Below are 20,205 nucleotides of genomic sequence, written 5' to 3'. Positions count from 1 at the left end.
TGCCCGGTATGCTCAAAAACATGATCGAGTATTCCTACCGCATCGCGACGCAAGACGACATTCAAGCAATCACCGACATTTACAACGCTGCAGTCATACGAGGTGGATCATCGGCCGATATAACTCTACGCACATACGAACAGCGCAAAGCATGGGTTGAATCGCATCATGATCCGTATGCGGTGTTCGTCACGGAAACGGTAGATGATGACGGAGAGAGGCGGATCATTGGATTCAGCGCGCTTTCCGTTTTCTACGATCGCGCAGGATACGACGGCGTCACCGATCTCGCCTATTATATCGATCCGCAATGGCAGGGCAGGGGAGTCGGTACATACACACTCACCAAACTGCTTGAAGAATGTCGAAAGCGTAATATGCGTAAGGCATGCGGCATTATTTTCGCAGACAATGCCGGTTCGATCGCACTGATGAAACGGTTCGGTTTTACACAGTTTGGCCTCATGCCAACTGCCGCCACCGATTCCACCGGCACCATGCGTGACATGAGTTACTGGTATCTCGACCTGTAAGTACAATCTTTGCGGTTATCAAGACGAGACAATGTGACGCAATATGAACGCGCACAAACGTATGTACGAATGAATGGAACGATTTCAATGGCATCTGATTTCTGGTTGATCGCAGGACTTGGCAATCCGGGATCCAAATACGAAGGCACCCGTCACAATATGGGATTTATGGCGGCCGATCTGTTGGCCGAACGTTGGTCGGTCAACTTTTCCGACCATAAAGGGCTTGCCATGCTCGGCAAAGGCGTGATGAACCTGTCTGGCCGTAACGTCAAATTCTTCCTGGCAAAGCCGCTCACCTACATGAACGAGTCAGGTAATGCGTTGGCTTCCATCAGTGCCTACTATCAGATTGAACCAGACCATATTGTGGTGATTCACGACGACATGGATCTTGATTTCGGACGTATCAAAGTCAAGGCAGGTGGCTCCGCAGGCGGCCATAACGGCATCAAATCAATTGATCGTGCCTTGGGAACGCCAAAGTATGCCCGAGTGCGCATGGGAGTCGGTCATGCGCAACGCGGCGCCCACGCCCACGACAACACGGTGAATTGGGTGCTGGGCGGATTCGGTCCGGATCAGCGCAAGCAGCTTCCGGAATTCCTTGCCGACGGTGCCGACGCGGCGGAAACCATCATCTTCAACGGTCTCGCCAAGGCTCAGGAGCAGTTCAATGGCCGCTGAACCGGTGCAACTGCCGACGTCAGGTTCGCTGGCTGGCATTCTCGACGTACTCGAAACCGATGAGGATTTTCGTGCGCTGATTTCCGACGAGATCGAAGTGCCGGAATCCGACATAGACCCCAGCATCACCGTTGGCGTTCCCGAAGGATTGCGTCCGGCGCTCGCTGCCGGGGCAGCGGGAACACGACCGGTTGTGCTTGTGGTGGCTTCCGGGCGCGAGGCCGAGGAAATGGTTGAGGCGATTCGTTCGTGGTATTCCGGCGATCCAAACGATGTGGCACAGCTTGAAGCGTGGGAAACCTTGCCGCACGAACGTCTTTCGCCTCGCGCCGATACCGTGGCGAGCCGTATGGCGGTGTTCCGCAGACTGATGCACCCTCAAGAGGGAAGCAAGCTGTTTGGCCCCATCAGGATTCTCGTCATGCCGGTGCGTTCCCTGATTCAGCCTGTGGTTGCGGGCTTGGGGGATGTGGAGCCGCTGGTGTTCTCCCAAGGTGAGGAGTTGGCGCTCGATGAGGCGTCGCATCGACTGGTGGAGAATGCGTATACTCGAGTCGACTTGGTGATGGATCGTGGTGAATTCGCAGTGCGAGGCGGCATTATCGACGTGTTTCCTCCAACATTGCCGCATCCGGTTCGTATCGAATTCTTCGGTGACGAAATCGATACCATCAAGGAATTCCATGCATCCGACCAGCGTACGTATGGCAGTGACATTCCGATGGTCTGGGCCACGCCATGCCGTGAGCTGCAGCTGACCGAAAAGGTGCGCGTGCGTGCGAAATCCCTGATCGGCTCCATTCCAAACGCCGAAGACATGCTTGAATCCATTGCCAACGCCATTCCTGTCGAAGGCATGGAATCGTTGCTTCCCGCATTGGTCGATGATATGGAACCGGTGCAGGGCATGCTTCCCAAGCGTGCGTTGGTGATGCTGTCCGATCCGGAAAAATTGCGTCGCGCTGCCGACGATCTTGCCAAAACGGCTAATGAATTCCTTGCAGCCAGTTGGCATGTTGCTGCATCCGGTCATGGTGCCGGTGCTCCAATCACATTCGATCAGGCGAATTTCTACGATTTTGAGGAAACGATTTCCTCACTGGTGTTCTCTAGGCATGACGTATGGAAGCTTACGAGTTTCGGTGTGGACTCCAGTAGGGAAGGCCGCGTTCAGCTCGACGCCACCAATCCTGGAGAATATCGCGGAGATGAGGCCAAGACAGCTTCCGGTATCGAAGGTCTTCTTGATGCCGGCTATGCCGTCACCGTCACTGCAGGAGCGCAAGGCACTCTTGTTCGACTCAAACGTGCCATCAACGAAACGGGAATCGCCAACTTCGACTGCATCAGATCGCGTGCCATCGACGGATTCGTCGATAATGCCGCGAAAGTCGCACTGCTTACCGAACGCGACCTGACCGGACGTACATCGGCCGCGGGACAGGCAAAAACACCGAAACGTCGCCGTAAGGCCATCGACCTTATGGAGCTCAAAGCCGGCGATTACGTGGTGCATGAGCAGCATGGCATCGGCAGGTTCCTCGAAATGCGCCAGCGTACCATCGGAGCGGGCGCCAACCAGACCACACGCGAGTATCTGGTCATCGAATACGCATCCAGCAAGCGCGGCGCACCTGCCGACAAACTGTTCATCCCCACCGACCAGCTTGACCAAGTCAGCAAATACATCGGTGCCGACGCTCCAAAACTCAACAAACTGGGCGGATCCGACTGGGCTGCCACCAAGGCGAAAGCACGTAAGCATGTGCACGAAATCGCCGAAGATCTGGTCAAACTGTATTCGGCACGTCAACGTATGCAGGGATATGCCTTCAGCAAAGACACCCCTTGGCAGAAAGAACTGGAAGACGCTTTCCCGTACCAAGAAACCGCCGATCAGCTGACCACCATCGACGAAGTCAAATCCGATATGGAAAAGCCCGTGCCGATGGATCGCCTGATTTGCGGCGACGTGGGATTCGGCAAAACCGAAATCGCCGTACGTGCCGCATTCAAGGCGGTGCAGGATTCCAAACAGGTGGCTGTGCTGGTGCCGACCACATTGCTGGTGCAACAGCATTTCGAGACGTTCACCGAACGTTTTGAAGGATTCCCGGTGGAAGTAAGGGCGATGAGCCGTTTCCAAACCACCAAGGAGATCAACGACACCATCGAGGGACTTGAAGACGGTTCCGTCGATGTGGTGATCGGTACGCACAAACTGCTCGGACCGAAGGTCAAATTCAAGGATCTGGGACTGGTCATCATCGATGAGGAGCAGCGTTTCGGCGTCGAACACAAAGAGACGTTGAAGGCGCTGCGTACCAATGTGGATGTGCTGAGTCTGTCGGCAACACCGATTCCGCGAACGCTGGAGATGGCCGTTACAGGCATTCGTGAAATGTCCACGTTGGCCACGCCTCCGGAAGACCGCTTGCCGGTGCTTACCTACGTTGGCGCGTATGAGGATGCTCAGGTCACTGCTGCGGTCAGACGTGAGCTGTTGCGCGGTGGCCAGGTGTTCTACGTGCACAACCGAGTGCAAGACATCGCTTCGGTTGCCGCGAAGATTCACGAGCTGGTGCCGGAATCGCATGTCGGCATCGCCCATGGCAAGATGGGGGAGAAGCAGCTTGACGGTGTGATCCGAGACTTCTGGCATCGCGACATTGATGTGCTCGTATGCACCACCATCATCGAAACCGGTCTTGATATTTCCAATGCGAATACGTTGATCGTCGATCATGCCGACCGTTTCGGCCTAAGCCAGCTTCATCAGTTGCGTGGTCGTGTCGGGCGAGGCCGTGAGCGTGCCTACGCGTACTTCCTATATGATCCGACCAAGCCGATGACCCAGCAGTCGCATGACCGACTGGCCACCATCGCGCAGAACACTGCGCTCGGTTCAGGTTTTGACGTGGCGATGAAGGATCTTGAGCTGCGTGGCACCGGCAATCTGCTGGGCGACGAGCAGAGCGGGCATATCGAGGGTGTTGGTTTCGATCTGTATGTGCGCATGGTGTCCGAGGCCGTCGAGCAGTACAAGGAACCGGAACGTACGGAATCGGTTGCTGTCACCATCGATCTGCCGATCGAAGCGTCCATTCCCGTCAGCTACATCGATTCCGACAAATTGCGATTGGAAGCCTACCGCAAGTTGGCGGGTGCTCGTACGGAAGCCGATCTTGACGAGTTGCGTGATGAGCTTACGGATCGTTACGGCAAGCCTCCGGTCGATTTCGAGGCGCTGTTCGATGTGGCGAGACTTCGGTTCAAGGCAAGGAAGTTGGGCATTACCGAAATCATCGGGCAAGGCCGTAACGTTCGTGTTGCCAAATTCGAGCCGCGAGAATCCGTGCAAATGCGCATGGCCCGAATCTACAAGGGCATTCAATACCGTCCGATGACTAAAACGTACCTGATTCCCGCGCCGTTCGCAGGTTCGCTGGGATCTGGTCCAATGAGCTCTGATGAAATCGTTGGTTGGACGAACCAATTGCTGGATGACCTTGACTGGAAGCCAACGCCAAGGAAATAGCAGGTGAAGTTCCAGACGCATCCGACACGATTTGTGTGAGCGTTCACACAAATCGTGTCGGATAAGTTTGCCATACGTCCACAAAACGCACTATTCTAGGCAATGTCATCACAACCTAACGTTTATAAGGAGTAGTTGTGGCAGTAATTGAAAGCGTTTACGCGCGTCAGATTCTCGATTCCCGCGGCAACCCGACCGTTGAGGTCGTTCTCGACACCGAAGACGGTGCTCAGGGCCTGGGCCTCGTTCCGTCCGGTGCTTCCACCGGTGAAGCTGAGGCTTGGGAGCGTCGCGATGGCGACAAATCCGTGTATCAGGGCAAGGGTGTTCTCAATGCCGTCAAGGCCGTGAACGAAGAGATCGCTCCGAAGGTCATCGGCATGGATGCTTCCGACCAGCGCGCTCTCGATGAGGTCATGATCGAGCTCGACGGCACCCCGAACAAGGGTCGTCTGGGCGCCAACGCCATCCTCGGCGTGTCCTTGGCTGCTCTGTACGCCTCCGCTGAGTCCGCGGGCCAGCCGCTGTACCGCTACATCGGCGGCACCAACGGCCACATCCTGCCGGTTCCGAACATGAACATCATGAACGGTGGCGCTCACGCTGACTTCGCCACCGACATTCAGGAGTACATGATCTCCCCGTACGGCTTCGACACCTACAGCGAGGCTCTGCGTGCAGGCGTTGAGGTCTACCACACCCTGAAGAACGTCCTGAAGAAGGAAGGCCTGGCCACTGGCCTCGGCGACGAGGGTGGCTTCGCTCCGAAGATGAAGTCCAACAAGGACTCCCTGAACTACATCATGGACGCCATCTCCGCCGCCGGCTACGAGCCGGGCAAGCAGATCGGCATCTCCCTCGACGTGGCTTCCTCCGAGTTCTACAACAAGGAGACCGGCAAGTACCACTTCGAAGGCGACGATCGTGAAGCCGGCTACATGCTCGACTTCTACGAGAACCTCATCAACGAGTACCCGATCGTCTCCATTGAGGATCCGTTCCAGGAAGAAGGCTGGGAAGACTGGGCTGCCATCACCGCCAAGCTCGGCGATCGTCTGCAGTTCGTCGGCGACGACCTGCTGGTCACCAACCCGGCACGTCTGGCTAAGGGCATCGAGCTCGGCGCCGCCAACTCCCTGCTGGTCAAGCTGAACCAGATCGGTACCGTCACCGAGACCCTCGACGCCATCGAGCTGGCCACCAAGAATGGCTTCACCTCCATGGTTTCCCACCGTTCCGGCGAGACCCCGGACACCACCATCTCCGACCTGGCTGTGGCAAAGAACACCGGCCAGATCAAGACCGGTGCTCCGGCTCGTGGCGAGCGTATTGCCAAGTACAACCGCCTGCTCGAGATCGAGGAGGAGCTCGGCTCCACCGCTCAGTATGCTGGCTACAGCGCTTTCAAGGCCTGCAAGAAGTACATCGCCAAGTGAGCGTAAGCGCATCGAATATGCGCTGATGTAGAGTGCCCGTCGTGTTCCTCGTCGAACGCGGCGGGTATTTTCATTGCTATGAGTTCAAAGTCACGCAAGAAAGCATCCAGAAGGGGCAGCGCTGGCCCCATCGCGTTCTTTGTGGCGGTATTTATCGTGGCTTTGGGATCCATCCAGCTGGCGTCGACGTTCCATACCTATGCGCTGAATATGGCTGAATTGAATGGCTTGAAGAAGCAGGAAGCTGCGCTGATAGCGCAAAAGCAGGAACTGGAAAACGACATTGCGCGTTGGGATGACAAAGCTTACGTTACAGCGCAGGCAAGGGATCGTCTGGGATTCGTATTTCCAGGAGAACAGGCGATTCGTGTGGAACATCCCGAAGCGGTGACCGGCGAAACCACAGAAGATGCAAAAAAGACGGATGAATCGCAGAAAACCGTACTGCCTTGGTACAAGGAGATGGCGTATTCGTTCAAACAAGCCGACCAATCGGACGAAGTGAAATCGAAATCGAGGGAAACGTCCGAAAGTACGTCAACCGGTGAATCGGATGCGAATGGAACGAGCCAGGAATCCGGTGGCCAGCAGCAGACTTCACAAGACAACAACCAACAGCAATCAGGAGATCAGCAGGAGTGACACAGGGTATGACAATCAGCGAACAGGCCAAAACCTTGGCGAAGAAGGTTCTCGACCAGCCTGCCACCGAGCATGATATTGCTGTGGTCGAGCGTCAGCTGGGTCGTTACCCGCGTGGCATGGTGGCTGTCGGAGCACGTTGCGTGTGCGGCAGGCCTTTGGCTGTGGTCACGCGTCCGCTGCTGCCGGGAGGTGTGCCTTTCCCTACCACTTGCTATTTGACTGGCCCGGAAGCGGTGAAAGCCATCTCCCACATCGAAGCCGAAGGCAAGATGAAGGAGTACAACGATCTTTTGGCTGAAGATGACGATCTGAAAGCCGCCTACGAGCGTGCGCACGAACTGTATTTGGCGTTCCGGCATGAAATCGCCGTTGCTATGGAAGACAGCGAAGAGCATATCGAAGGCACCAGTGCCGGCGGCATGCCTGTTCGCATCAAGTGTCTGCACGCCTTGCTGGCGCAAACGCTGGTGATGGGCGAGGGCGCCAATCCGATCGGAGACATGGCATTGGAGGCGATTCGTCATGAATTCGACCCCAATGTATGCCGTTGCGCGGTGGAAAACGAAGACTGAACCATATTCAGACAGAAAGAAGAAGCAATGAAATCCGTTACTGTTGCCGGCATTGATTGCGGTACGAACTCGATTCGTCTGAAGGTCTCCCGAGTCAGCGAAGACGGCGTTGAAGATATTGTTCCGCGTATTCTTCGTGTGATTCGCCTCGGTCAGGATGTTGATAAGACGCATCGTTTCGCCGATGAGGCATTGGAACGTGCTTACGCCGCTGCCCGCGAATTCGCCGAGGTGCTGAAAGAGCATCCGGTGGATGGCATTCGTTTCGTTGCCACTTCGGCCACTCGTGATGCTGAGAACCGTGAGGAATTCGAAGACACTATCGAGCAGATCCTCGGTGTGCGTCCGGAAGTCATTCCCGGTACGGAAGAGGCTGATCTAAGCTTCCTTGGTGCCACGAGCGTGGTTCGTCGCGACGTCGAAGCTCCGTATTTGGTGGTTGATTTGGGTGGCGGCTCTACGGAATTGGTGCTTGGCGGCGATGGCGTAAGCCATCCGAACACGCAGGTGCAGGCCGCGTTCTCCATGAACATTGGCTCGGTGCGTATGACCGAACGCCACTTGAAGAACGATCCGCCTACCGAAGCGCAGATTCAAGAGGCCATTGCCGACATCGACGAGCATATCGATGAAGCGTTCAAAACGGTTCCTGCAGGCAAAACCCGCACTATCATCGGCGTGTCTGGCACAGTGACTACCATGACCGCTCTGGCCATGGGATTGACCGAATACGACCATTCCGCGGTGGATGGTGCCAGCTGCTCGCTGGAAGACGCTTATGCGGTTGATAACAAGTTCCTTACGATGCCGCGCGAAGAGCGCCTGACCTACAAAACCATTCACCCGGGTCGTGTTGACGTGGTCGGTGGCGGTGCACTGGTGTGGAATCGTGTGCTCGCCAAAGTCAGCGAAGCGGCCTATGTCGACCATGGTCAGCATATCGACTCCTTCATGGCCAGCGAACACGGTTTGCTTGATGGCATTGTGTTGGATTACGGCACGCGATTGCTTGCCGAACGTTAACGTGGCATAATGACTTGGGCGTCGGCTTGTTCGATGCCTTGCCGCCATGGCGAAACTGGTATACGCAACCGACTTAAAATCGGTCTCTTCGGATTGCGGGTTCGATTCCCGCTGGCGGCACCGAATGACGTTGTGAAATATTGCTGGATAGCACGTACGAAACAATCCGTTATTACACTGGCGGCATTGATAACCCCAAGTAGCCGACTGGAACGGAAAAAGTATGACGTCGAAAGATATCAAGCCAGTAATCGAACAGCCCGATACGGAAATTCCGCTGATGCTCTCCCAAGCGATTATCGTCGCAGGAGTTTTGGCTGTGGGCGAACTGGCTTGTTCTCCGCTGTATTTCTCGTTGTTGAAGGCGTCGTTGGCGTTGATCCCATGGGCTATGGAAGCGGTGTTCATGGCAGTGGCGTTCACGTTCGTTGTGGGCTTTGCGCTGCTGTGGTGCGCCGAATCGTTCACGCTCAAAATGCGTGAACGATTCCGACCGTTCGCATATGCGATTGTTGGACTTATCGGTTACGGTGCGTGGAGCCTGCTGGTGTTCTCCGCCACCATCAATTCCGTGCTTGCCATGGTGGGGGAGAGTGTGCTCACCAATGGCCAGATTGGTGCGATTGCGTTGAATGGCGCAGCGCTTGGTTTCGTCGCCTTCCTGTTCGCCAAGTTACTTGACGTTAAACTCGGCAATCGTAAAACCACGGCCATTATCATGCTGGTGGTGGAAGTTACGGCCGCCATCATTGGTTTGATCATTATGATTCTCATGTTCCGTGCATTGTATGCAGCCTGAGCAAGGCACCTGAGAAGCAAGGCGACGATTGGTATGTTCAGTATTCTCGAAATGTTCAAGATAGGCGTTGGACCAAGTTCCTCACATACTGTTGGTCCGATGGTGGCGGCATGCAAATTTGTCGAATCGCTTGAACATACGGGAACGCTTGGCCGTGTGAGACGCGTGCGTACGGTACTGTATGGATCTCTTGCGTTGACGGGTTTGGGGCACGGTACCGATCGCGCGACTGTGGCAGGTCTGGAAGGTAACATGCCGCAAACCGTCGATACGGACCATGTGAACATCATTCGTCATGAATGCGAGTCGAGTGGGGAACTGCTGCTGGCTGGTAAGCATCGCATCGATTTCGACTATGCGCATGATGTGGTGATGGACGTGTGGCATCGCTTGGCCGCGCACCCTAATGGCATGCGTTTCCAGGCATTTGACCAGCAGAACAATCTTGTTGACGAACAGGTCTGGTATTCCATCGGTGGAGGCTTCGTACGGCAAGGCAATGCTGAGGATCTGATGATCGGCATTCATGAGCGTCCGCCGATCGGAACGTCTTTCGCCGATCAGCAGAGTGATTCCTCACTTGATGACGGCTCGGATGTGCCATATCCATTCACGTCATGCGACGATCTCATTGCATTATGCGAGAAGCAACATATGAGTATCGCCGACATTGTGTGGGCCAACGAAACGGCCTTGCAGTCGGCGGTGCAGGTTCGCAGCGAACTGGATAACGTGTGGCGGGTGATGCGTCGTTGCGTACAGCACGGATGCCATACGTCGCAGACCGTGTTGCCCGGCGGTTTGAATGCGCCCCGCAGGGCACCGAAAATGTATGCAAGGCTTGCCTCGAACAGTGATGTGCTTGCGCGAGACAAGAAACGCGCGGATGCGGTGCTCGAATCGTCGGATGCGGCATGGGTGGATTTGTTCGCTTTGGCGGTGTCGGAGGAAAACGCCGGCGGTGGGCGAATCGTCACCGCACCGACCAACGGTGCTGCAGGAATCATTCCGGCAGTGCTTCACTATTACTGGCATTTCGTTGACCATGCGAACGAAGAGGGTGTTATTACCTTCCTGCTCACTGCAGGCGCGGTAGGGTACCTGTTTAAACGCAATGCCTCCATTTCCGGTGCGGAAGTCGGATGCCAGGGAGAAGTCGGTACGGCATGTTCGATGGCTGCGGCCGGTTTGTGCGCGGTGATGGGCGGTACTCCACAGCAAGTGGAGAACGCTGCGGAAATCGGCATCGAGCATAATCTGGGACTGACCTGTGATCCCGTGGGAGGTTTAGTACAGATTCCATGCATCGAACGCAACGCCATGGCTGCGAACACTGCCATCAACGCGGTTCGTATGGCCATGCTGGGAGATGGAACGCATATCGTGACCCTCGATCAGGCCATTAAAACCATGAAAGACACGGGCGAAGACATGATGTCCAAGTATAAAGAAACCTCAAAAGGTGGTTTGGCGGTCAATGTCGTTGAATGCTAGCGGTGGTTGGTGCTAGTCTAGGTGGCATTGTGCTTTTCAAGGAGGTTCACCATGGCATCTCAAATGCCCGTTGTCAATGTTGAGTTCGGCGATCGCCCGACCATCGAATTCCCGTCCGAGACCGCTCCGGCAGGTCTGAAGGTTGTGGAGCTGCTCGAGGGCAATGGCCCGATGGTTCGCCGCGGCGACACCGTCACCGTTAACTATCACGGTGTGGTCTGGGGCAAAGACACCCCGTTCGATTCCAGCTTCGACCGTCACCAGCCGGCCAGCTTCGGCATCGGTGTCGGCCAGGTCATCAAGGGTTGGGACCAGACCGTTCCGGGGCACAACGTCGGTTCCCGCTTGGTGGTATCCATTCCGCCGGAGTATGGCTATGGTTCCCGTGGCGTTCCGCAGGCCGGCATCGGCGGCGAAGACACCCTGGTGTTCGTGATCGACATCATCTCCACCCGCTGAAACTAAGCGGCATAGAGTAATTTCCAAGGTCAAGGAGGCAACATGGCCGAAGAAAAAACGCTTCTGCTGACGCAGGAAGCTTATGACAAGATGAAGGAAGAGCTCGCTTGGCGCGAAGGCGAGTATCGCGACGAAATCCTTTCCAAGGTTTCCGCGGCACGCGCCGAGGGCGATTTGAGCGAAAACGGCGGCTATCAGGCCGCTCGTGAGGCTCAGCGAGTAAATCAGGGCCGCATCGAGGAACTGACCGTCAAGCTGCGCAACGCGAAGATTCTGACCGCGCCCAAGGCCGGCGAAGTCGGCGACGGTTCTTTGGTGACGCTGGATGTCAACGGACGTGAAATGGTCTACGTGCTTGGCACGCGTGACCTGTCCATCGCCACGGACTACAGCATCATCAGCCCGGAATCCCCGATCGGCGCAGCCATCAACGGCGCTCACGAGGGAGACACGGTGTCGTATACGGCTCCGAACGGACGTGAGATTTCCGTGACCATCAAGGAAGCCAAGCCGCTCGCCTGAGTGATGTTCGTCATAAGCTGAATCTGATATTCCAGCGATATAAATACAAGGCTGATTCATCGAATACAACGGATGAACCAGCCTTTTCGTATATTTCGTCAAACTGCAATCAGATATGATCTGAACTTACGGCCATAGCTGCACGATCACCATGTAGATCGCCACCATATGGCATGCGTAACCGGCGACGGTGCCACAATGGAAAAGCTCATGGAAGCCGAACACCTTCGGCCATGGATCGGGCTTACGTAGCGCGTATACGATGGCTCCGGCGATATAGCAGGCTCCGCCTGCGGCCAACAGCACCACAACCGCCGGACCGGCATATGGCGAAATCCAGAACAATCCCATGAATGCCACTCCGGAAACACCGAAAATAATATACACAATCACGTAAAGCCAGCGTGGGGCGCTGATCCAGATGACGTGAATGATGAGCGCCACGGTAGTGCAGATCCACATACCCGCGATGATTGAATTGCGCCAGAACGGTTCGAGTGCAAAGGAGACCGGCGTATAAGTGCCTGCGATCAGCAGGAAGATATTCATATGGTCGATGCGTCGTAGCACATCCGTGACGCGAGGTGACCAATCGCCCAAATGGTAGCAGGCGGAATTGCCGAACAATACCAGCGAACACGTCATGAACACGGCGCAGGCCCACTTCAAACCGGTACCGTGTGCCAGGCAGATCAGCACGATGCCGGCCGCCAATGCCAGAGGAGTGGCCACGGCATGAATCCAGCCGCGCATCGCCGGCTTGGGGCGACCATGCACGTCAAGACGAATCTTACGTTCGATCTCCGTCGGAGTGATGCCTTCTATTTTCGCGGCACGAGCTTCGCCCTTGGCTATAGCCATTTTCGCCTTGCCGTCGGCCTTCTTGCGGATGTTCTCGGCCTTGTTGCGTGCCTTCACGCGAATAATATCGGCCTTGGCTTGAAGGGCCTGTTCGCGTGCCTCGGCGATGATCGCTCGTTTTTCCTCGATCTCTACGTCTGTGGGTTTCGCCATCTGTGTGCCTCCACTGTAAGTTACGGAACCGTAACCTACGTTACCGTAACTCATGGATATGTCAATATTGCTTTTCCTGCAATATGCGTCGTGCCGTGCAAAACCTCTGGTGTGATGCGTATGATGGAGCGCATGGCTGATTTCTCACATATCTTGACGACCCGTCCCGATTTCGATGACGAAGATCGTGAATGGCTGCATCATCTGGTCGCCGACTGGCAGGTGATCGCCGACCTGAGTTTTGCTGATCTGCTGCTCATTCTGCAAAATGGCGAGGGCAAATACATTATTGCCGAACAGTGTCGTCCATCCACGGTGATGAGCCTGAGGGCCGACGATGTGGTCGGCGACGTTGTCGAGGAGGAAATGAGCGCTGAATTGGATGCCGCGATGGCTTCCGAATCGGTGTTCCGTTCCACGGTGCTCCGCACTGTGGGCGAGTCCACGGTGTGCAATGTGTATGCGCCGGTGCGTCATAATGGCAAGACGCTGGGCTTGGTGGTACGTGAGACGAATATGGCCACCCGGGAGTCGAACGGACGTTACGAATCCGAAAGCATCAGCGCAGGTAAGCAGCTGTATGAGATGATTCCTCGCGGTCAGTTCCCATATCGTAATCCGATTATGAACCAGCGTCACAATGCGCGTGTGGCGGACGGCTTCATCGTGCTCACCGTCGAAGGTATCGTGCGATATGCTTCGCCGAATGCCATCAGCTGCTTCCGACGTTTGGGATCGGTCAGCACCATGCAGGGAGAGTATCTGAGCGAAATCGGCACCAAATTGCTGCGCGAGAACGATCCCGTGCTGGAAACCTTGCCTCTGGTGCTCAGTGGCAAAGCCGCCGTCGATTCCGAACTCGATGCCAACAAGTCCGCGGTGTCCATGCGTTCGCTGCCGTTGATGGATGCCAATGGCCGCGTTGGCGCTGTTGTGCTATGTCGCGACGTGACTGAGCTTCGCCGTCGTGAAAAGGAACTGCAGACCAAGGATGCGACGATTTCCGAAATCCACCATCGCGTCAAGAACAACCTTCAGGCGGTTTCCGCATTGCTGCGACTGCAGGCACGTAAGACCAAGTCCGAAGAGGTCAAGAAAGAGCTGAAAGAGGCGCAGCGTCGTGTACAAACCATCGCCATGGTCCATGAAGGCTTGAGCCAGACCGCCGATGAAATCGTCGATTACGACAAGGTCATTTCCAGCCTGTTGAAGATGGCGGTGGATTTGGCCACCATGCGTGACCAGCATATCGACATCGACTTCATCGGCAGATTCGGCATGATGCCGGCGCAGGATGCCACGCCGTTGTCATTGGTGCTGACCGAGCTGATCACCAATTCCGTGGAACATGGCTTCGAAGGTCGCAAAGAAGGTCATATCACGATTTCCGTGGGACGCGGTGGCAACAACCTCAATGTTGTGGTCGAAGACGATGGCACGGGCTTGGCCAATGAGGAGCATGATGGTATGGCACGTTCCTCCGGATCCGGTTTGGGAACGCAGATCATCAGCACGTTCGTCAACAACGATTTCGGAGGCACGGTCCGTTGGGAGCCCCGTCGTGGCGGTGGCACCCGAGTAGTGCTCGATATGAAGCTGCGTGCGGCGCAGGAACGATAGGAAAGATACGAAAATGTCCGGTTGACCAGGGGAAGTCAACCGGACATTTTCGTTGTAAGTCGCTATTCGCAGAGCGTATGCAATGATGGATCTTTGAAAATTTCAGATCTGCATCTGCATGGCTTGGGAGCGGCGGGCACGCATGGCACGGCGCTTGAGCGCACGACGTTCGTCTTCGCTCAAACCGCCCCAAACACCGTAATCCTGATTGGTGTCAAGCGCGCACTTCAGGCACGCGTCAATCACCTTGCAGGTGCGGCAGACGGCCTTGGCCTCTTCGATCTGCTGATAGGCGGCGCCTGTATTGCCGACCGGGAAAAACAGCTCCGGATCCTTGTCGCGGCATGCGGCCTTGGCGCGCCAGTCAAAAGCACTGCTCATATAATCGCCTTCCTCTTGCCATGTACGGCATGTAAGTCCGTTACTCAGATAACCACGAATCGCGCGACTTTTCAAGAGTCTTCGCGAAAAGAATCCCACGAATCGTTAAAAACCTTGGAATTCCACGCACTGAATAGGGCATGCTTTGGCCTGTTGCATGAGCACGCCACGACCTGGGAGGGTATAGTCGTCGGCTGCGAACCCGTCCAGAATTGCGCCGGGAATGCCGAGCATCAGATCGTTGGAACGTTCTCCGCAGGGGAACGCCACACGAGTCGGACATCGGTCCAGCAGTGCGGAAATAGGTTTTTCCACCGCGGCAATCACTGTGATATTGGGATTGACCAACGCCTCACGCAATTCGTTCGCTTCAGGCGCAGAGGAAAAGGGATTAAGCGCTTCGTCCGCATCATCCACAATCCAGATGGTTCGCTTATGCGACGGTAAGGGTTTGCCGTCATCCGTCACCATGCCATGTTCGGTTTTGCGTGTGAAACGAATATTGGCGCAACCCGTGTCATATAGCCAGCGTGCGCAATGCAACAGTAGATTGGTTTTGCCGCTGCCGTAGGCACCGATGATGGCGATATTCTGTTGGCTCACGTCAAGAATGGCGGTATACACCAATACGCCATCGTCGGCAAGCGCAAAGGGAACGTTATGCCATGACTGGTTTGATGGGATGGAAAGATCGGATTGCGTTGCATGTTGCGTGAGAGGCTCGGAAAACAGGAGATCGGGGCGTTTGCAGGCGTGGAATCGTGCGGCCGTTCCAATATTGCGGACAAGTCGGTTGACATCGCGGACCGCGCTGCATAGGAAAGGTGTGGTGTGTTGTCCGTCATTGCAATAGGCTGCACCGGGAATGCTGGGAGGAATCAGCGCTGCGTCACGTATGCCGATCAATTCGTTCGACTGCATTTGGTCTGTAACCCGTAAGCATATGCTCAGCGAGATATTGGCTTTCATGTCGGCATGGACTTGGCCCATAGGATATTGCGTGCAGACGATCAGATGCATGCCAAGGGAACGGCCAAGTGACGCAAGACGATTCAGCCGTTGCATATAGTCGGGCAGACGGTCTCGAAGCGCATGGAATTCATCGATGACCACAACCAGTCGTGCCGGAGGCCGGACCAATTGGTCGAATCTGGAAACACGTTCGGCGCTGACCAGAGCCTCACGACGCACCAATTCCTGTTCAATGGCATTCAACGCGCGAATCGCGTGGAACAAATCAAGATCGCAGACATTGCCAACGGTGTGGGGAAGATGTTCCAAAGCGTTGAATGTCGATCCTCCTTTGAAATCCAAAAACACAAAATGAAGATCATCAGGGCTGTATTGCATGGCGAGCGACAAGCACCAACTGATGAGCAATTCCGATTTTCCCGAACCCGTGGTGCCTGCTACCATGGCATGCGGTCCTGATCGTTGCAGATCCGTGCGAAACAAGCCATGCTCCGTGACTCCTATAGGGCAGGATGATGTGGAGGAAAGCCATGTTCGTGTGATGGTGCGCCAAGGCAGCGCGTCCTCGTCCAGAGCGTAGAACCGCTCGAAACACATATGGGGCATTGCGGCGAACGGCGAATGGCTGTTTTGCCTTGCGGTCTCCACCACCTTTGCATAGGTGGTGGAGACCGGTTCGTCATGCTGCTGCTTCTGATTGGAACGCAACGCCATGGATGCCAGAGACAACGCGCTGCTGATGAGTCCAGGAGCAAGCATGGCCACATATAGCCATTGCCGTTGCGCGATCATTATGACAAGCATGACAAGTTGCGACAATACCGGCGCGGCCCAGCTGATGAGCATCAGCCGATCCTCATTGAATCCATTGGTATGCTTGCGCTTGGTTTTGCTGTTCATGCCGTCATTGTGAACAGCAGTGGCGGATGGACGCAAGCGAGAATCAGGGTTGTGGTCGGAGGATATGGTTATCCACATCCTGACCACAACCCTCAGCTTTGCTGTTCGGCGAGCGTGCCTACAGTGCCAGCCCGATGGGTCCCCTTAGCCAATTCGGAGAACAGTTCGAGGTTCTTACCCTCGTCCAAGAGCACGCTTGAGCCGACACCATCAACGTAGTAGTCGGGATCGGTCCAATAAACGCTTCCTGAAATGCCTTGATCCCCAGAAGCGCTTTTGAACGCCAAAGCCATGCGCATCAGCGATGAGGTCGAAGCCTTTTCATCCACGGTTACGGAGCCCAACGCAGCCTCCGCAACTTTTTTGACCTTGCCGAAGTTCAGCAGCGTATCCTTGGACGCGCCCTTTTTCACTATGGCGTTGATGACCTGACGTTGACGGGCTGCACGACCGAAATCGCCTTGCGCGTCCGCGTAACGCATACGAGAAAACGCAAGCGCGGTGGTGCCGTCGGCAGTATGACAACCGGCAGTCCAGTTCAACTGGGAGTACGGATCGCTTACATCCTGGTCGTAGCACAATTCGACGCCTCCTAAAGCGTCGACCACTTTGACCAGACCCCCGAATTGCACCATTGCCACGTGGTTGATTTTTTGCCCGGTGATGTCTTCGACTTCGTTAACCAGTTGTTTGCCGTTGTACAGTTGGGCGACGGCGTTGATTTTCATGTAACTCTGGTCGATTTCCACCAAGGAATCACGCGGAATGGAAATCAGTGAGGAAGGTCCGGATTTCGGTTTGGTGAGTACCAGAATGGTGTCTGTTCTGAAACCGGTCACGTCTCCCGCATCGCCAATGGTGCCTTCGCGTTCGTCGGAACCGAGGATCAGCCAGCTTTCGCCAGCGGTATCGGCTTTGTTCGTCAACCAAGACTGTTTGTTGAGCTGTCCATCCACCCAATTCCATGCGGAGAATATCGACAGTCCCAAGGCGAGAATCACAGCAAGGAAAAACGCGAGAATGACCCGCCCCATATGTCGTTTTCTGTGGGGGAGCACGGCTTTCGCAGTGGATTGGTATCCTGTTGTGCTATTGCCGGACAAAGGTTGTCTGGGCGTGTTCTGTCGCGTTGTTCGTGGCATGCCAGTGGGTATGGAGGAGGATCCTCGTACCTGCTGAGACGCACGGTGATTGTTCGGAGCTGAAGCAGGAGCAAACGATGCAGGAGACGATGATGCCGACTTACGTGGTCTGCTGGTGGAGTTTGCGGCAGGACGGAAACTCTGTGGAGCGCTGGAACCGGATGGAGTTACGGATGATGGTTGCGCTGTACGCCTGCTGGCGTGCGGGGCACTTGAGCGCGCTGGCTGTGCGGCAGGCGAAAAACTCGGAATTGACGGAGAGCCGGATTGAGAAGGAATTGTGGATTTGTGAGGCTGTGATTCCGTCTTCTTCCGTCCTGCAGACGGGATGAAGCTCGGTGGTGCGGGCATGGGGTCCTTGCCGCCGTTCTCTTCACTCATACAATATCCTCCAAAAAGAAATCCGTTCCTACACCATTTACATCGTGTAGGAACGGATTCGGTGAAAGCGGTCTAGTTCTTTGCGGGAACGGCACAAACTGTCGCGTTGAGGTAACGATCGGCAAGTCCGATGTACTGCCCGGTAAGAGCGTCATGGATGGAGCCATCTTCCGGATCGACGGTGCCACCGGTGTTCGGATCGATAAGCGTGCCATCGGCTTGCGTGATCAGACCAGTGACCGGATCAGGCGTCTGTGCGGCTTCCTGGGAACCCGTGTTGTCAGTGCCCGTATTATCCGTATTGTCAGTGCCATCCGTCGAATTATCGGAAGAACCGTCGGAATTGCCTGCGGTATTGGCATCCGTGTTCGCGTCGGATTCGTCGGAACCATAAATCGGCTTGTCCGCGCGCATCTTCTCCCATAGCGTCTCCGCCTCATCGGTCCAGACCGAACGATTCGGGTCCGACGGCGCGGATACTACAGGAACGGTCTGCGAATACAGGTTGGACAGATTGAAATCCTTGAGGCTCATGGCAAGACCTGCAAGCGCTGCGGTATCGGCCATGCCTTGCGAGATATAGAGTGATTGCAAGGCTGATTTCGCTAGCTGGTAGAGCTGTGCGGTGTCAGTAAAGAGGTTCTTGCTGAGCGCTTCGTTCATCAACTGTTTGATGAGGTATTGCTGTCTGGTTGTTCGTGATGTGTCGGATCCGTCTCCCAGACCATGGCGGGTTCGTGCGTACTGCGTTGCCTGGTGTCCGTCCAGATGGTGCAGGCCCTTGGTGAGTTGCAGGCTGGTGTAGGGGTCGTCGACGTCCTGTGGGATGCACAGGTCGACTCCGCCTACGGCATTGATCATTTTGACCAGTCCTGCGAAATCCACGACGATGAAGTTTTGAATGTTCAGTCCGGTGAGGCTGTTCACTGCATTCAGGGTGCAGCTTGCGGCTGAAGCGAGATCGCCGCCGGTCTGGTATGCGTTCGCGAAAATTGAGTTGAACATCACATTGTATTGCGCGGGAATCGTGCCGTTGGTCGTTTCGCACTGCGGTATGTCCACTAGGGAGTCGCGCGGAATGGAAACGAGATTGATTTTGGTGCGGTCCGCGGAAATCTGCGCCACCATTGTGGTGTCGGCCTGATGGTTGCCTACCACGTCGTCGAAGTTGCCTCCGACGGACTGGTTCTCTTCGCCATCGCGGGAATCCTGCCCGATGAGTACGAATTCGATGGGTTTGCCGGAGTTGGGATCGATGATCGAGGTGTTGGCGTCAAGTGAGCCTTGTCCGATGATTTCGACCGAATGGTCTTTGATGATGCCATTCACATCCAGCCATGTTGCGGCCGCTGCGGTTCCCGAGAACACCAGCATCGCCGCGATGACCGAAGCGACTATCGTCCTCGCACGATGCTGCACTCGATAGCCAAGGCTGTGACGCGGCTTTGCGTCTCGCAGTCCATTGACGTTAGGAAGCTTATCGCCGGCTGGTGATGTGGTCACGGTATCGCCTTCCTGTTTATACAAAAGATCACGCCATATCTCAACGCGTTCTAGAACATACCACTACTCTGTCATGGGATTATAGAGATGTTCCCCGATTTTCACGGATTCTGCTTCAGGCCCCCGTCGTTCTTGGAGGTACCATGTACCATATTTTTCTCGAATTATAGTGATTGACACGGCGGAAAACTTGACAAAAAGAAATTGCATGTGTGTAATTTAACACGACTAAAAGTGCGCATACGTATAGCAGGGGAGGACGCATGTGGGGCGTGATCGACGAGTCCTCCGATAATCCGCTTGCGGAACTGTGGGGTCTGTTCAAAAGCGATGATGATGTTTCCTGGCAGCATAGGGCGTTATGTTCTCAGACTGATCCGGAGGCGTTCTTTCCTGAAAAGGGCGGATCAACCAGGGATGCCAAGCGAGTGTGCGCCCAGTGCGAGGTTCGTGAGCAATGCCTGAAATGGGCCATCGAGCATGATGAGCGTTTCGGCATTTGGGGTGGCATGAGCGAACGTGAGCGCCGTCGGTATAAGAAGGAACACAAGGAACGGGCATAACGCACGGCACACCCTGTGCGT

At 55.4% G+C, this 20,205-nt stretch carries 18 protein-coding genes and 1 tRNA gene; 14 read left to right on the top strand and 5 right to left on the bottom strand.

The features are described 5' to 3' along the window. Positions 1–23: 23 nt before the first annotated feature. From KSY55_RS07790 to KSY55_RS07740, 12 genes are all read left to right on the top strand, one after another. On the top strand, positions 24–533 hold the full coding sequence (locus tag KSY55_RS07790) for a GNAT family N-acetyltransferase (protein WP_217749571.1): 510 nt from the start codon (positions 24–26) through the stop codon (positions 531–533). An 87-nt stretch (positions 534–620) separates the two neighbouring features. Next, positions 621–1,220, top strand: a complete 600-nt coding sequence (pth, locus tag KSY55_RS07785; RefSeq protein WP_003835284.1) for an aminoacyl-tRNA hydrolase — start codon at positions 621–623, stop codon at positions 1,218–1,220. Next, complete coding sequence (gene mfd / locus KSY55_RS07780; RefSeq protein ID WP_117662560.1) at positions 1,210–4,758, top strand: transcription-repair coupling factor; 3,549 nt, start codon at positions 1,210–1,212, stop codon at positions 4,756–4,758. Before pth ends, mfd begins: the two co-directional genes overlap by 11 nt. A 137-nt stretch (positions 4,759–4,895) precedes the next feature. Further along, positions 4,896–6,194, top strand: a complete 1,299-nt coding sequence (gene eno / locus KSY55_RS07775; protein ID WP_004221531.1) for a phosphopyruvate hydratase — start codon at positions 4,896–4,898, stop codon at positions 6,192–6,194. Between the two features lie 78 nt (positions 6,195–6,272). Beyond that, complete coding sequence (locus KSY55_RS07770) at positions 6,273–6,836, top strand: septum formation initiator family protein (RefSeq protein ID WP_004221533.1); 564 nt, start codon at positions 6,273–6,275, stop codon at positions 6,834–6,836. A gap of 8 nt (positions 6,837–6,844) precedes the next feature. Next, positions 6,845–7,411: a DUF501 domain-containing protein gene (locus tag KSY55_RS09130; RefSeq protein ID WP_254881849.1), complete on the top strand. Its 567-nt coding sequence runs from the start codon at positions 6,845–6,847 to the stop codon at positions 7,409–7,411. Positions 7,412–7,438: 27 nt separating this feature from the next. Then, positions 7,439–8,434, top strand: coding sequence for a Ppx/GppA phosphatase family protein (locus tag KSY55_RS09125; protein ID WP_226650245.1), 996 nt, complete (start codon positions 7,439–7,441; stop codon positions 8,432–8,434). Between the two features lie 40 nt (positions 8,435–8,474). Further along, positions 8,475–8,554, top strand: a tRNA-Leu gene (locus KSY55_RS07760). Positions 8,555–8,657: 103 nt separating this feature from the next. Next, positions 8,658–9,233 (top strand): hypothetical protein, encoded by a 576-nt coding sequence (locus tag KSY55_RS07755; protein WP_022245537.1) that lies wholly within the window; start codon positions 8,658–8,660, stop codon positions 9,231–9,233. Between the two features lie 33 nt (positions 9,234–9,266). Beyond that, positions 9,267–10,727: an L-serine ammonia-lyase gene (locus KSY55_RS07750; protein ID WP_217749551.1), complete on the top strand. Its 1,461-nt coding sequence runs from the start codon at positions 9,267–9,269 to the stop codon at positions 10,725–10,727. Between the two features lie 51 nt (positions 10,728–10,778). Next, positions 10,779–11,186 carry an FKBP-type peptidyl-prolyl cis-trans isomerase gene (locus tag KSY55_RS07745; RefSeq protein WP_022245539.1) on the top strand — a complete coding sequence of 136 codons (408 nt, stop codon included), beginning with the start codon at positions 10,779–10,781 and terminating at the stop codon, positions 11,184–11,186. 42 nt (positions 11,187–11,228) lie between these two features. Continuing rightward, the gene (locus tag KSY55_RS07740) at positions 11,229–11,708 is read left to right on the top strand and encodes a transcription elongation factor GreA (protein ID WP_003835271.1); all 480 of its coding nucleotides are present in this window, start codon (positions 11,229–11,231) and stop codon (positions 11,706–11,708) included. Between the two features lie 126 nt (positions 11,709–11,834). Here the strand turns inward: KSY55_RS07740 and KSY55_RS07735 are convergent, their stop codons facing one another. Then, complete coding sequence (locus tag KSY55_RS07735) at positions 11,835–12,722, bottom strand: hemolysin III family protein (RefSeq protein ID WP_217749550.1); 888 nt, start codon at positions 12,720–12,722, stop codon at positions 11,835–11,837. Positions 12,723–12,854: 132 nt separating this feature from the next. On the opposite strand from KSY55_RS07735, the gene KSY55_RS07730 reads away from it, so the two are divergent. Next, on the top strand, positions 12,855–14,342 hold the full coding sequence (locus KSY55_RS07730; RefSeq protein ID WP_033523997.1) for a sensor histidine kinase: 1,488 nt from the start codon (positions 12,855–12,857) through the stop codon (positions 14,340–14,342). Positions 14,343–14,444: 102 nt separating this feature from the next. Here the strand turns inward: KSY55_RS07730 and KSY55_RS07725 are convergent, their stop codons facing one another. The 4 genes from KSY55_RS07725 to KSY55_RS07710 all read right to left on the bottom strand — a co-directional run bounded on the left by KSY55_RS07725 (position 14,445) and on the right by KSY55_RS07710 (position 19,492). After that, on the bottom strand, positions 14,445–14,723 hold the full coding sequence (locus KSY55_RS07725) for a WhiB family transcriptional regulator (RefSeq protein WP_003835265.1): 279 nt from the start codon (positions 14,721–14,723) through the stop codon (positions 14,445–14,447). A gap of 105 nt (positions 14,724–14,828) precedes the next feature. Continuing rightward, positions 14,829–16,595, bottom strand: coding sequence for an FtsK/SpoIIIE domain-containing protein (locus KSY55_RS07720; RefSeq protein WP_034880641.1), 1,767 nt, complete (start codon positions 16,593–16,595; stop codon positions 14,829–14,831). 92 nt (positions 16,596–16,687) lie between these two features. Then, positions 16,688–18,118 (bottom strand): LCP family protein, encoded by a 1,431-nt coding sequence (locus tag KSY55_RS07715; protein ID WP_195506842.1) that lies wholly within the window; start codon positions 18,116–18,118, stop codon positions 16,688–16,690. Between the two features lie 72 nt (positions 18,119–18,190). Further along, positions 18,191–19,492: an LCP family protein gene (locus KSY55_RS07710; protein WP_226557286.1), complete on the bottom strand. Its 1,302-nt coding sequence runs from the start codon at positions 19,490–19,492 to the stop codon at positions 18,191–18,193. A 392-nt stretch (positions 19,493–19,884) separates the two neighbouring features. Between KSY55_RS07710 and KSY55_RS07705 the strand changes: the two genes are divergently transcribed. Beyond that, positions 19,885–20,184 carry a WhiB family transcriptional regulator gene (locus tag KSY55_RS07705; protein ID WP_004221555.1) on the top strand — a complete coding sequence of 100 codons (300 nt, stop codon included), beginning with the start codon at positions 19,885–19,887 and terminating at the stop codon, positions 20,182–20,184. Positions 20,185–20,205 lie beyond the last annotated feature (21 nt).

Origin of the sequence: Bifidobacterium sp. MSK.13.1 (genome assembly GCF_019131435.1) — a bacterium.
Lineage (GTDB): Bacteria > Actinomycetota > Actinomycetes > Actinomycetales > Bifidobacteriaceae > Bifidobacterium > Bifidobacterium pseudocatenulatum.
This window is presented reverse-complemented; position numbering and strand designations above follow the sequence as displayed.